This is a genomic window from Rhodococcus sp. BH4, assembly GCF_002079265.1.
In the GTDB taxonomy this organism is placed as follows: Bacteria; Actinomycetota; Actinomycetes; order Mycobacteriales; family Mycobacteriaceae; genus Rhodococcus_F; species Rhodococcus_F qingshengii.
The window spans coordinates 264,798-277,784 of record NZ_CP014941.1 but is presented as its reverse complement, the minus strand read 5'-3'; the positions used below and the strand labels follow the sequence as shown (position 1 = coordinate 277,784).

The window sequence follows — 12,987 nt, the reverse complement described above, 5'->3', positions numbered from 1 at the left end:
GACGCACCCCTAACTTCATACCGTGCCCCGAACCGATGCCCGAGCGGCGATGATCGATGCAGCCGAGCGTCTGGTTGCCGAGCGAGGTCTGGCCGCTCTGACTCTTCGTGATGTTCAGACCGAAGCCGGGCAGGCCAACAAATCGGCTGCGCAGTATCACTTCGGGTCACGTGAAGGTTTGCTGGCGGCCGTCGTCGAGTCCAGAATGCGACCTGCCGGTGAGCGTCGTCGTGAGTTGCTCGACACGATCGATCTCGACGCGAATCCACGGACGATGCGTGCCCTCGTCGAGGCTCTCGTCCTGCCGTTGGCGGAACAGACCATCTACCGCGAGGGCACGTTGTACGCGCGGTTCCTGGTGCAGTCGATCTTCGACCCGGCGATGTCGTCGACTATCCGTGACCACATGCAGGCCGAGAGTTTCCGCGAAGTTCAGCGGCGGATAGTCGCTGCGTCCTCGTTACCGGCAGAGATCGCCGAACTTCGGGCGGGAACTCTGACCGTGCTCACCGTCGTCACTTTTGCCACGTGGGAAGGCCGCGTCGACAGCCGCGAACGTGCTCACGTGATCGTTGCCGACCTGATCGAAAGTTGCCTCGGAGCACTCTCGGCCCCGGCTGCGCAAATCTGACACGCTGTCCGGCGAGTTTGTTTCCGAAACTGCCGGGGTACTCAGCCCCTCCAAGCGCAGTCGAGCAAACGGCCGCATCAACCACCGGCGGGGTAGGTGATGACAGTGAGCGAACTCGTTGCGCAAAGCCGCGAGCTTGTACCGCATCGTGCAGTTCTCGATTCCGCAGAGCATGTTCTGGTCATTGCGCGCGGCAAACCGTTCGGGCGCGAACAGGCTTTCCATGAAGTGTTGAGCGTCGCGATTCGCAATCGCATCGAAGTACTCACTCTGGCAAGGGCTCTCATCGACGTGTCCGAGTCCCGCGACTACCGCGCGATCCCGACCGACACCGCGCACACCGTTGCGGTGCTCGAATGGGGCGAGCTACTCGAGATCCCCACCGAACACCACCAGAAGTCCAGGGCCGAGTCATCCGAGGACGTCGATGAATCGAGTGAAACCGACGATCCGATCGAACCCGAGTATCTGGTCGAGACCGACGTGGGCGGACGGGTCGTCTTCGTCGCCCTCGCGTTCACGATCGGCGGGATAGTCGGATTCTTCGCGCACGACTGGGCACTTCTGCTTCTGATCACCGCCGTGTACCTCGTGTGGATCGCGGCACGGTTGGTCGCGAAACTCGTCAGTGTTTCCCGTAGTGCCCACTGGGCAGACGCTTCGCCGATTCGTGGCGCCGATTCGACCACACGGAACGCGAAAAACTCCCACCATCACGCTGTTGCAGCGTGACGGCGGGAGCATCCGCTTTCGCTAAAGCCTCTGCGGTACACCGTAAGTGACGACGGTATCGCCATTCGACGTGACAGCCTTCGCGTACGGCCTGATGGTCACCGGACCGATTGCTCCCTGTACGTAACCGTGAACTCCGGACAGACGGACAGCGGCTTCGGGACCGTCGAACTCCTGATCTTCGAGCAGCGCGACGTCGGTGATACCGCCCGGCGCCAGGTCGACGTCCAGTTCCTGCGACGGAATGATGTCACCACCGATGACGAACCCGTTCGATATGTCCAGTCCCAGTTCGAAGTCCGGAACCAGGCCGATCCCGAGGTTGGTTCCACTCTCGACAGCCCAGTCGAGACCAGGACTGTTGAGAACGACCGTCGCGCCGGTCAGCGCGATCGGGTAACCGATCTGATAACCGATCGTCAGCTTCGTTCCGGTGAAGCTTGCCGCGTCCGGCCCGTCGATCTTCACGCCGGCAACCCCGTCGTGGAAGAACTCGACACTCAGCGGTGAGCTGTCGAGAGGCGGAAAGACGTGGATAGCGGTATCAGCCTGGAAGACTTCTATCCGATTTCCTTTGACGTCGGTGATCGAACTGGTGTTGTCAACGCCTGCCGACGCCGTCCCACCCCCCAGGACAACGGCCAACAAGGCCACTGCTCCTACTGCGCTACTACGAACTGCTGTCTTCGACATGCACAAGCACCATCCCATCCGGTATAGGCCCCGGACGTAGGTTCCAACTCTTCGTCGAGGATGGGATTCGTCGGGGCTGCCTGAACAAACGCGAGCAAGATCCTTGTTGCGATACCCCGGTCACGAACCCGTCAAACGGTGCGCGAAAACATTACTTTCCGGACAAGTCGGGCGGACCGGTTTGTCCCGCTGACTGCGCCCGCTCGCGGACGCGAACCGTTTTGTTCGTTACTCTGACAGTGGAAGTTATCGAATCGAGACCTAAGTAGGCCACCCCGAACTTCTGAGATCGCCACTTCAGGGATGGGCGCCAGAACCGAAAGGCACCGACTGCATGACCGAGACCTTGCCCGACGTCCAACTGCTCGAAGAAGCACGTCCAGGGCGAGTCCGTTCAGCAGTGCGGCGCTCGGTCGTCCAGCGCGGTCGTCTGGTCGACCTCGCGATCATGGCGACGTTCACCGTCGCGGCGATCTACGTAATGTCCAACCTGTGGAGCGATCTGCAGTCCGGCTATCTGTTCAACGCGGGCCGCGACCAGGCCATGTGGGAATGGTTCTTCGCCGATACCGCTCACGCCCTCGCCCAGTTCCGCAGCCCACTGTTCAGTGACCTGCAGAATTATCCACTCGGCGTGAACCTGATGGCCAATACCGCGATGTTCGGCATCAGCATCCCGTTGGCCCCGATCACGCTGATCTTCGGACCGACCGCCACGTATGCGATCGGGCTGACCGCCGGCCTCGGCGGCACCGCCATCGCTTGGTACTGGGCATTCTCGCGGCACGTACTGACCGGAGTCTCCGTCCGCTCCAAGGTCGCCGCCGCCGTCGGAGCGGGGTTCTGCGGATTTGCGCCCGCCATGATCTCGCATGCCAACGGCCACCCGAACTTCGTCGCGTTCTTCGTACTTCCGTTCATATTCTTGCAGGTAGTGCGCATTTCGAACGGCAAGCATCCGGTTCGCGACGGAATCGTCCTCGGCCTACTCGTCGCCTGGCAGATCTTCCTCGGCGAAGAACCGCTCCTCATCTTCACGATGTCAGCCATGGTGTTCGGCGCCGCCTATGCACTGCCCGACCTGGCCAAGTCGCGCCAGGCGATCAAGCGCGCGATGCCCGGCCTCGTGATCGGCGGCGCGGTCACACTCCTGATCACCGCGGTGCCGCTGTGGTCGCAGTTCTTCGGCCCAGCGAGCTACGACGGCGTCTCACACGGTCAGGCCGGCAACGACACCGCTGCACTCACCACGTTCCCGACCGAATCGGTTGCGGGCGACCCCGAGGGCGCGGAGTTCCGAATGAACCCGACCGAGGAGAACGCGTACTTCGGATGGCCGCTGGTGCTCCTGCTTCTCGGTGCAACGGTGTGGCTGTGGCGCATCCGCCTGACCCGCGCGGCTGCCGCCGTGATCGTGGTCATGGGTGTGCTCTCACTCGGTTCCGAACTGACCATCGACGGTGACAAGACCGGCATCACTCTGCCGTGGAAACTCCTCGCCGACCTGCCGTTGTTCGAATCGGTGCTCGAATCCCGATTCGCGATGGGCGCGATTCCGGCGATCGGGCTGCTGCTCACCCTCGGCACCTACCGCGCGTTTGTCGAACTTCGTGGACCGCGCCGCACGGCAGCCGGTGTCTGGCTGGTGGCTCTCGCCGTCGCGATGATTCCCCTGATCCCGACCCCCATCGACGCCGATCAGCGATCTGCGACGCCCGAATTCATCACCAGCGGCTCGTGGGAGAACTACGTCAGCGACGGCACCCTGGTGACGGTTCCCGTCGCGAGCGCCGAAGACGCCCGCGCACTGAGCTGGCAGGTCGACGCCGACTTCGGCTTCCCCATCGCCGGCGGGTACTTCGTCGGCCCGGATTCGAAGACCCGCGCCGGAATCTACGGCGCCGAGTCCCGGCCCACCTCGACCCTGCTGGTCAATGCCAAACAAACCGGCAAGGTCCCGTTGATCGACGTGGGCACCAGAGCGAACGCACTGACCGACCTGCGGTACTGGCACGCCGACGTACTGGTGCTTCCCCGATTCTCCGGCGACGACGCCCTGCGCCACACGGTCGACGAACTGGTCGGCTTCGACGCCAAGCGCGTCGACGACGTGTGGGTGTGGGACGTACGAGACCTCGTGAGCGGCAAGACCTCCAACCAGAGCTGAGCGGGTTGATCAGCGGGTCATGATCACCGGACCGTCTTCGGTGATCGCGACCGTGTGCTCACTGTGCGCAGCCCGGGCGCCCGAAACGGTGCGAAGGGTCCACCCGTCGGCGTCGTGCCGGTAGTCGTCGGTTCCGTCGGCGATGAGCATCGGTTCGATGGCGATGACCAGGCCGGGACGCAGCCGGAAGCCTTTGCCTGCTCGACCTTCGTTGGGCACGTCCGGGCCTTCGTGCATCTCGCGGCCGATGCCGTGCCCACCGTGATCGGCCAGCATGCCGTACCCGCGGCCACGCGCGTACTGTCCGATCGCGGCACCGATGTCGCCCAATCGGTTTCCGGGCTGGGCAGCGGCAATGCCACGGGCAAGTGCCTCATCGGTCGCGTCGATCAGTGCCTGATCCTCACTACTCCCCCGCCCGACAGTGAAGCTGATGGCGGAGTCGCCGCACCAGCCGTCGAGTCTCGCGCCGCAGTCGATGCTGACCAGGTCACCGTCGCGAAGCCGGTACTCATTCGGGATACCGTGCACCACAGCATCGTTCACACTCGCACAGATGGCGCCTGGGAACGGCGTCGGTGCCGTTGCCGGCCGGTAGTTCAAGAACAGCGCCGAGGCGCCGGCCGCCGAAATAACCTCCGCGGCAACGGCGTCCAATTCGAGCAACGTCACCCCGACGCTTGCCGCCTCACGCGCCGCAGCCAGAGCCTGCGCCGTGATTCTCCCAGCCGCCGCCATCGCGTCGATTTCCCCTGCGGTCTTGATTTCGACCATTTCGAACACCTTCCTTGTCGAATAACTATACCGGTATTACTATAAGCACATGGTGCGCGTACCGCTGACGGCGGAAGAACTCGAACGAGGACTACGACTGGGTGAACTCCTGCGATCTGCACGGGGAGACCGAAGCATGGTTCAGGTAGCGCTCGATGCCGGCATCTCGGTCGAAACGCTGCGCAAGATCGAAACCGGACGCATCGCGACACCCGCCTTCTTCACCATCAGCGCGGTCGCGGAAGTGTTGGGTATTTCACTCGACACCATTGCCCGAACACTTGAAACACCACAATCCGAACAGGAAGTTGCATCCTGAGTAGTTCTCTCAGGATGTGCGGGCCCACACTCGCCTAACATCGTTCCTTGTGCCGTCTGAAGTAGTAGTGCCCCCGAAACCCGTGCCCACTGGCCCCGAAGCTCCCCGAGAATCGGATTCCCAGCGAGTCCGGACGGCACGACTCATCGCGATAGTCACCGGCCTTCTTGGCCTGCTTCTTGCATTCGCGACGCCCTTCCTGCCCGTCAAGCAGGAAGCCGCGAGCATCGACTGGCCGCAGGGTGGGACCGTCAACAGCGTTTCGTCGCCGCTTATCTCCTACTCGCCCACATCGCTCGACATCAGCATCCCCTGTTCCACTCTCGGCCAGTTGGGCGGCAGCGGCGGCACACTGCTCTCGACCATGCCGAACGGGGCGCCGGACCGAAACGCCCGCGGCCTCACCGTCCGCACCACTGCCGACCGCCTCGAAGCACTCACCCGCGATTCGGTATTGATCTCGACCCCGCTCGATCAACTGAGCGGGTGCACGGCGATCACCATCACGACCAACTCCGAGCAGACCGTCGCGGCGGTCACCGGAATCGACGGCGTCGGCACCACCCTGACCGGTGACTACCGCCCACAGGTTGTCGGCATCTTCACCGACCTGCAGGGCGCAGCGCCCGCCGGACTGTCCGCCCACATGGACGTCGACTCCCGGTTCTCGTCCAGCCCCACACTTCTCAAACTGTTCGCGATGATCGTGGCGGCACTCTCGACCATCGTCTCGCTGTACGCACTGCACCGGATCGACGGCGTCGACGGCCGTCGTGCGCGGCGGTTCCTGCCGGCGCGATGGTGGAAGTTCACCGGCATCGACGCCCTGGTTATCGGCACGCTGGCGCTGTGGCATGTGTTCGGCGCCAACACTTCCGACGACGGTTACCTGCTCGGCATGGCCCGAGTCTCGGAGCACTCCGGGTACATGGCCAATTACTTCCGCTGGTTCGGAGTCCCCGAAGCGCCGTTCGGTTGGTACTACGACGTGCTGGCACTGTTCGCTAAGGTCAGCACCGCGAGCATGTGGATGCGCCTGCCCGCGCTGATCGCCGGCATTCTGTGTTGGATGGTGATCAGCCGCGAGGTGATCCCGCGACTCGGTGTTGCGGTGCGCCGCAACAAGGTTGCCATCTGGACCGGCGGGCTCGTGTTCCTCGCCTTCTGGTTGCCGTACAACAACGGCCTGCGTCCCGAGCCCATCATCGCCCTCGGCGCCCTGCTCACGTGGTGCTCCATCGAACGCGCCATCGCCACCGGACGTCTGTTGCCCGCCGCGATGGCCGTGCTGATCGCCGCATTCTCGCTGGCCGCCGGGCCTTCCGGGCTGATCGCCATCGGCGCGCTGATCGCCGGAGCCAGGCCGATCCTGCAGATCCTGATCGCCCGCGGCAAACGCGTCGGCTTCCTGTCCCAGATCATGCCAATTCTCGCCGCCGGAACCGTGGTGCTCGTCGCGGTCTTCGCAGATCAAACCCTCGCGACAGTTCTCGAATCGACCAGAGTGCGAACGGCCGTCGGGCCGAACGTTCCGTGGTTCGAGGAACGGTTGCGTTGGGACGCACTGATGACCATCTCCCCCGACGGCTCACTGGCCCGCCGCTTCGGCATGTTCGTCATGATCGTCGGACTCGTCTTCTGCGTCATGATGATCCTGCGCAAGGGCCGGATCCCGGGCACCGCTATCGGGCCCTCGCGCCGAATCCTCGGCATCGTGTTCGCGTCGCTGCTCCTGATGCAGTTCACCCCCACCAAGTGGACTCACCACTTCGGTGTGTACGCCGGTCTGGCCGCCACGGTGGCCGTCCTTGCCGCCGTCGGTGTGAGTGCGTCGAGCATGCGTTCCAAACGAAACCGCGCGCTGTTCGCCGCGGGCATCCTGTTCATCCTCGCTGTGGCGTTCACGAGCTCCAACGGCTGGTGGTACGTCTCGAGTTACGGCGTCCCGTGGTGGGACAAGCCGCCGTCAATCGCCGGCAAGGGATTCTCGACGGCCTTCCTCGGCCTCACGATTCTCGCGCTGCTGCTGGCCGCGTGGTACCACGTCATGGAGCCGCGCCGGCGAAACGGCACAGAGGACAGCGTCAAGAAGACCAGGCGACTTCGCCTTCTCGCCCCGTCACCGTTGACCATCGCGGCCGGAGCGGTCGTGCTGTTCGAGGTGCTGTCCCTGCTCAAGGGCGCGGTCGCGCAGTACCCCGCGTATTCGATCGGCAAGTCCAACATCGAATCCGTCTTCGGCGGAAGCTGCGGTCTCGCGGGTGAGGTACTCGTCGAGTCCGATCCGAACGCCGGCGTTCTGCAATTGACGGATCGGCCCACCGATCTCGCCGGCGCGGGTGCATTCGGTGCGAGCGAATCAACCGGGTTCTCGCCGGACGGGGTTGCAGGCGACCTCACGGCCGACGCCGAGGACTCGACAGCAGGCAGTGCAAACAGCCTCGACACCTCGACCTCGCAGTCCGGCACCACCACGCCGGGAACCGGATCCGGCACCGCCGGTGGCTCGCAGTCGACGGCCGGCGTCAACGGCAGCAACGTCGCGCTCCCGTTCGGGCTCGACCCCGCAAAAACCCCGGTGCTCGGTAGTTACGGAGCACCCCAGAACGCGTCGCTGACCACCGGTTGGTACTCACTACCCGAGCGCAACGACGCCGCACCGCTCCTGACCGTCGCGGCCGCCGGACGCATCCGCTACGTCAACTCCGACGGCATCGTCACCCCCGGCGCAGTGCTGCAGGTCGAGTACGGCAAGAAGCAGGCCGACGGAAGCGTCGACGCGCTGGGACGAGTCGATCCGATCGACATCGGCCCGTCGCCGTCGTGGCGCAACCTGCGCGTTCCGATGGATCAGCTGCCCGCCGACGCCGACACCGTGCGTCTGGTGGCCAGTGACACCGACATCAGCGCCGACCAGTGGCTGGCGGTCACACCGCCACGAGTGCCGACCATGCGCACGCTGCAGGACGTCGTCGGATCCACCGATCCCGTGCTGATGGACTGGGCTGTCGGTCTGGCCTTCCCGTGCCAACGTCCGGTGGATCACCTGTACGGCGTCGCCGAGATCCCCGACTGGCGCATCCTGCCCGACCGCATCGGCGCGGAGTCCACCAACGCCTGGCAGGACCACTACGGCGGCGGACCGCTCGGCTGGACCACCGAACTGCTCTCGGCCAGGGCATTGCCGACCTATCTGGACAACGACTGGGATCGTGACTGGGGATCGCTCGAGCAGTACACACCGCTCGATTCGGACGCGGTTCCCGCGCAAATGAACGTCACCACCGAGACCCGATCGGGCACCTGGACACCGGGCCCGATTCGTTACCAGTCGTAACTGTTACGCGTGGACCTACCAACCACCCAGGCACGGTAGGTCCACGCTCAGCCCTGACATACCATCGGTAGCCGTGCCCGACGCCGTGACAGCTTCACCTCAGACTTCGAGTTCGCCGCCTCCTGCTGGTCAGGATGCCCGCGAGCGTTTCCATCGCACGCGATGGGTCGCGATCATCGCCGGCTTGCTCGGCTTCGTGCTCGCACTGGCAACTCCGCTGCTTCCCGTCGTGCAGACGACGGCTTCGGTCAACTGGCCGCAGAACGGCGTGATCGGCGACGTCGAGGCACCGCTGATGGCGCAGGTTCCCATCGACGTCAACGCGTCGATCCCCTGTACCGCGGTCAGCTCGCTGCCGGAGGGCGGCGGCATCTTGCTGTCGACGGCACCTGCACAGGGCGACGGCGCGGCACTGTCGTCGATGTTCGTCCGGGTGTCCGCGACGAGCGTCGACGTGCTCGATCGCAACGTCGTCGTCGCTTCGGCGGCACGCGAGGACGTCGAGTCCAGTCGCTGTGGCGCCATCGCGTTCAGCTCTGACGTCAACCGAACCACGGCAGAGTTCGTCGGACTGACCTATCCCGACGGCAACCCGATTCGTGGCCAGCTCGACGGCGACTTCCGCCCGCAGGTGGTCGGCGTCTTCAGCGACCTGCCCGACGGCGCTGCCCCCGAGGGCCTCGGCTTCTCGATGACGATCGACTCACGTTTCTCGTCGAGCCCCAGCGTCTTGAAGCTGGTCGCGATGATCGTGGCAGTCCTCTCGACCATCGTCGCGCTGGTCGCCCTGGCTCGCCTCGACGGCACCGACGGCCGCAAGCACCGACGCTTCCTGCCCGCACGCTGGTGGAAGTTCTCCGGTATCGACGGAGTGGTGGTCGGCACGCTCGTCGTGTGGCACTTCATCGGCGCGAACACCGCCGACGACGGCTATCTCCTGACCATGGCCCGAGTCTCGCCGGACGCGGGATACATGGCCAACTACTTCCGTTGGTTCGGCGTTCCCGAGGCCCCGTTCGGCTGGTACTACGAAGTCCTGGCCGTGATGGCGAAGATCTCGACCGCGAGCCCGTTCATGCGTCTGCCCGCTCTGCTCGCCGGAATCCTCTGCTGGATGGTCATCAGCCGCGAGGTCGTCCCGCGTCTCGGCCGGGCGGTTCGCCGGAGCAACGTCGCCCTCTGGACCGGCGGGCTGGTGTTCCTGTCCTTCTGGCTGGCGTACAACAACGGTCTTCGCCCCGAGCCCATCGTGGCTCTCGGCGCACTGCTCACCTGGTGCTCCATCGAGCGCGCCATCGCCACCGGACGTCTGCTGCCCGCGGCCACGGCAATCTTGATCGGCGCCTTCACTCTTGCCGCCGCACCCACCGGATTGATGTGTATCGCAGCCCTTCTCGCCGGTGTGCGCCCGTTGGTGCGCATCGTCGTCAAACGTCACCGACTGGTCGGCACACTGCCGCTTCTCGCTCCGATCGCCGCTGCCGGAACCATCGTGCTGGTCGTCATCTTCGCCGACCAGACCTTTGCCGGTGTCATGGAAGCCACGCGCGTCCGAACGATCATCGGCCCCAATCTCGAGTGGTACCAGGACTTCCTGCGCTACTACTACCTCTTCGTCCAGACGGTCGACGGCTCGGTTGCCCGACGCTTCGCGTTCTTGACGATGATCCTGTGCCTCTTCACGACGCTCTTCGTGTTGTTGCGCCGCGGCCGCGTCCCCGGCGCGGCAACCGGTCCGTCGTGGCGCCTGGTCGGCGTCGTCTTCGGCACGATGTTCCTGATGATGTTCAACCCCACCAAGTGGACTCACCACTTCGGTGCGTACGCGGGCATCGCCGGTTCTCTCGCCGCGCTGACCGCCGTGGCCGTGTCCGCGTCCGCCCTGCGCTCGCGTCGTAACCGATCGGTGTTCGTGGCCGGACTGCTCCTGATGCTCGCGTTGACGTTCGCCGGCATCAACGGCTACTGGTACGTCTCGAGTTACGGCGTGCCGTGGTTCGACAAGACCATCTCCTACGACGGCCGTGAATCCAACACCCTGTTCCTCGCGCTCTTTGCTCTCGCCTTGGCCTTTGCCGCCTGGCAGTACCTGCGTGAGGGATTTGCCGCCCCGCCCGAGAAGCCGAACACGGCCAAGGGCAGACGAATTCGCAAGTTCGCGGCCGCTCCCCTCACCGTGATTGCCGGTCTGATGGTCCTGTTCGAGGTGCTCTCGCTGCTCAAGGGCGCGGTGTCGCAGTACCCGGCGTACTCGCTGGGCCGAAGCAACATCGAGGCACTCGCGGGCAAGACCTGCGGCATGGCCGAGGACGTTCTGGTCGAGACCGACGTCAATTCCGGGAATCTGCGGCCTCTGACCGCTCCCGGATTCAACGCCGAGGATCCGTTGTCGGGAGTTGATTCGAAGGGCTTCTCCCCCAATGGGGTTCCCAGCGATCTGACTGCGGATTACATCGAAGTCAAGCAGGGCATGGGCAATACCGACAGCCAGAGTGTCGGTCCCACCTTCGCCACCGGTTCCGGTGCCGGAACCAGCGGCGGCACCGGCAACGTCGGCGTCAACGGCAGCACGGCCAAGCTCCCCTTCGGCCTCGATCCGTCGAAGACACCGGTCATGGGCAGCTACCAGCCCGGCGTGCAGGAACCTGCTTCCCTCATCTCGAGTTGGTACGGATTGCCCACTCGCAGTGAAGAATCACCGCTGGTGGTCATGTCCGTCGCCGGGCGTGTGTGGTCTGTCGACAACACGGGTGCGATCACGTACGGCCAGTCACTGCTGGTCGAGTACGGCAAGACTCAGCCCGACGGAACCGTGCAGGTTCAGGGTTCGTACATGCCGCGAGACATCGGACCCGCGCCGTCGTGGCGCAACGTCCGTATCCCGATCGACGAACTCGCGCCGGACGCCGACGCCGTTCGGGTGGTCGCGTTCGATCCCAATCTCACGGGCGATCAGTGGATGGCATTCACGCCGCCGCGCGTGCCCAAGCTCGAGTCCCTGAACTCGTACATCGGCAACGAGCAGCCGGTGCTTCTGGACTGGGCTGTCGGCCTTCAGTTCCCGTGCCAACGTCCGTTCACACATCAGAACGGCGTGGCCGAGATGCCGAACTTCCGCATCCTCCCGGACCGTCCTCTTGCGGTCAGTTCCACCGACACCTGGCAGTCCGCGGACAACGGTGGCCCGCTCGGATTCACCGAGGTTCTTGCCGGTGCGACGACGGTTCCGACGTACCTGAAGGACGACTGGGCGCGGGACTGGGGATCACTCGAGCGGTACGACCGGTACTTCCCGAATGCTGTTCCGGCAGAGGTGGAGACGGGCACCGCAACCCGCTCGGGCATGTGGATGCCCGGCGAGATGCGGGTGCACTAGCCTGCGCTACCTACTCGGGTGACTGCTCGGGTGCGACGTACGGAGACGGCAGAGACCGCTCCGACAACGACGACGCACCCGAGTAGTTGCCCAACGCCTGGCCGTTCGCCGAGCAGCACGACCGCCAGCAGTACGGCGAGGACCGGTTGCATGAGCAGGAGCGTCGCGCCCACCTCGGCGGGAAGCCGAGGGAGCGAGTGCCCCATCAGCATCCAGCCGAACACCTGGCCGACCAGTGCCAGTGCCGCGAGCCAGCCGAAGGCTTCCCAGCCCGGGACGAAATCGATCCGGCCCCACAGTGATCCGATGACGGACCCGGCGATGCCCGCGGACGTCGTCGAGATCAACACCTGGCTCGCTGCCCGATCCGCCTCGCCCGTCCGGCCGACCACGAAGATGTAGCCGCCGTAGGCGATTCCGGAGACGAGCGAGAGCGCCGTTCCCCACAGCAAGTCGTCGCCGGTTCCCCCACCCCCGAACACGCCGCCCGCCAAGGCGATTCCCGTGAACATGAACGGCAGGGCGAAGACGAACCGCATCGGCACCCGATTGCCGAACACCAACCAGGACAGTGCGGGCACCACGACCACCTGCACGTTCACGACGACGCTCGCCATCCCCGCGCCGATCATCAGAATCGACTGTGACCACAACGCGAAATCCAGCCCGAGCAGCAGACCGCCGAGCACCTGCAGAACGACTGCCCGCCGGCTCGGCTTGCCCACCCGGCGGTACTCCCGCCACGCCAACCACAACAGCGGCGGCAAGGCCAGGAAGCAACGGAAGAAGACGGCGGTCGAGGGCCCCACATCGGCCAGCTTGATGAGGAGCGAACTGATCGAGATCGCAGCTGCGCCTCCGACGACCAGCAGTCGAGGGTCGATGCGCCCCCGAGGAGTTCGGGTGGGTGTCGATGTCTGCGCGGTCGCGGAGGTCAGTGTGGTCACTCGACAATGTT

9 protein-coding genes are annotated in these 12,987 nt (G+C 64.8%); 6 read left to right on the top strand and 3 right to left on the bottom strand.

Features of this window, described 5'->3' with window-relative positions; genetic code table 11:
* The first annotated feature begins 22 nt into the window (after positions 1 to 22).
* A complete protein-coding gene (locus tag A0W34_RS01270) occupies positions 23 to 631 on the top strand; it encodes a TetR/AcrR family transcriptional regulator (RefSeq protein ID WP_232329966.1) in 609 nt (202 codons plus the stop codon).
* Positions 632 to 730: 99 nt separating this feature from the next.
* Entirely contained in the window at positions 731 to 1,363 is a 633-nt protein-coding gene (locus tag A0W34_RS01265) for a hypothetical protein (RefSeq protein WP_232329965.1), read from the top strand.
* Positions 1,364 to 1,384: 21 nt separating this feature from the next.
* On the opposite strand, the gene A0W34_RS01260 is transcribed toward A0W34_RS01265, so the two are convergent.
* Positions 1,385 to 2,056, bottom strand: coding sequence for an MspA family porin (locus A0W34_RS01260; RefSeq protein ID WP_003943954.1), 672 nt, complete (start codon positions 2,054 to 2,056; stop codon positions 1,385 to 1,387).
* A 334-nt stretch (positions 2,057 to 2,390) separates the two neighbouring features.
* Here A0W34_RS01260 and A0W34_RS01255 point away from each other — a divergent pair, with 334 nt between their 5' ends.
* On the top strand, positions 2,391 to 4,223 hold the full coding sequence (locus A0W34_RS01255) for a glycosyl transferase (protein ID WP_081557209.1): 1,833 nt from the start codon (positions 2,391 to 2,393) through the stop codon (positions 4,221 to 4,223).
* A 9-nt stretch (positions 4,224 to 4,232) separates the two neighbouring features.
* Here A0W34_RS01255 and map read toward each other — a convergent pair whose 3' ends face one another.
* Positions 4,233 to 4,997 carry a type I methionyl aminopeptidase gene (gene map / locus A0W34_RS01250; protein WP_054831533.1) on the bottom strand — a complete coding sequence of 255 codons (765 nt, stop codon included), beginning with the start codon at positions 4,995 to 4,997 and terminating at the stop codon, positions 4,233 to 4,235.
* Positions 4,998 to 5,046: 49 nt separating this feature from the next.
* Between map and A0W34_RS01245 the strand changes: the two genes are divergently transcribed.
* The 3 genes from A0W34_RS01245 to A0W34_RS01235 all read left to right on the top strand — a co-directional run bounded on the left by A0W34_RS01245 (position 5,047) and on the right by A0W34_RS01235 (position 12,029).
* A complete protein-coding gene (locus A0W34_RS01245; RefSeq protein WP_003943854.1) occupies positions 5,047 to 5,316 on the top strand; it encodes a helix-turn-helix domain-containing protein in 270 nt (89 codons plus the stop codon).
* Positions 5,317 to 5,398: 82 nt separating this feature from the next.
* Complete coding sequence (locus A0W34_RS01240) at positions 5,399 to 8,653, top strand: arabinosyltransferase domain-containing protein (protein ID WP_081557208.1); 3,255 nt, start codon at positions 5,399 to 5,401, stop codon at positions 8,651 to 8,653.
* A 73-nt stretch (positions 8,654 to 8,726) separates the two neighbouring features.
* Positions 8,727 to 12,029 carry an arabinosyltransferase domain-containing protein gene (locus A0W34_RS01235; protein WP_030535817.1) on the top strand — a complete coding sequence of 1,101 codons (3,303 nt, stop codon included), beginning with the start codon at positions 8,727 to 8,729 and terminating at the stop codon, positions 12,027 to 12,029.
* On the opposite strand, the gene A0W34_RS01230 is transcribed toward A0W34_RS01235, so the two are convergent.
* Entirely contained in the window at positions 12,026 to 12,976 is a 951-nt protein-coding gene (locus tag A0W34_RS01230) for a DMT family transporter (RefSeq protein ID WP_081557207.1), read from the bottom strand. The genes A0W34_RS01235 and A0W34_RS01230 overlap by 4 nt on opposite strands.
* Between the last annotated feature and the right edge of the window lie 11 nt (positions 12,977 to 12,987).

Excerpts from the sequence above, each read along its gene's own strand:
- A0W34_RS01265 (WP_232329965.1), top strand. The coding sequence starts at position 731 with ATGACAGTGAGCGAACTCGTTGCGCAAAGCCGCGAGCTTGTACCGCAT.
- A0W34_RS01260 (WP_003943954.1), bottom strand. The coding sequence starts at position 2,056 with ATGTCGAAGACAGCAGTTCGTAGTAGCGCAGTAGGAGCAGTGGCCTTG.
- A0W34_RS01255 (WP_081557209.1), top strand. The coding sequence starts at position 2,391 with ATGACCGAGACCTTGCCCGACGTCCAACTGCTCGAAGAAGCACGTCCA.
- map (WP_054831533.1), bottom strand. The coding sequence starts at position 4,997 with ATGGTCGAAATCAAGACCGCAGGGGAAATCGACGCGATGGCGGCGGCT.
- A0W34_RS01245 (WP_003943854.1), top strand. The coding sequence starts at position 5,047 with ATGGTGCGCGTACCGCTGACGGCGGAAGAACTCGAACGAGGACTACGA.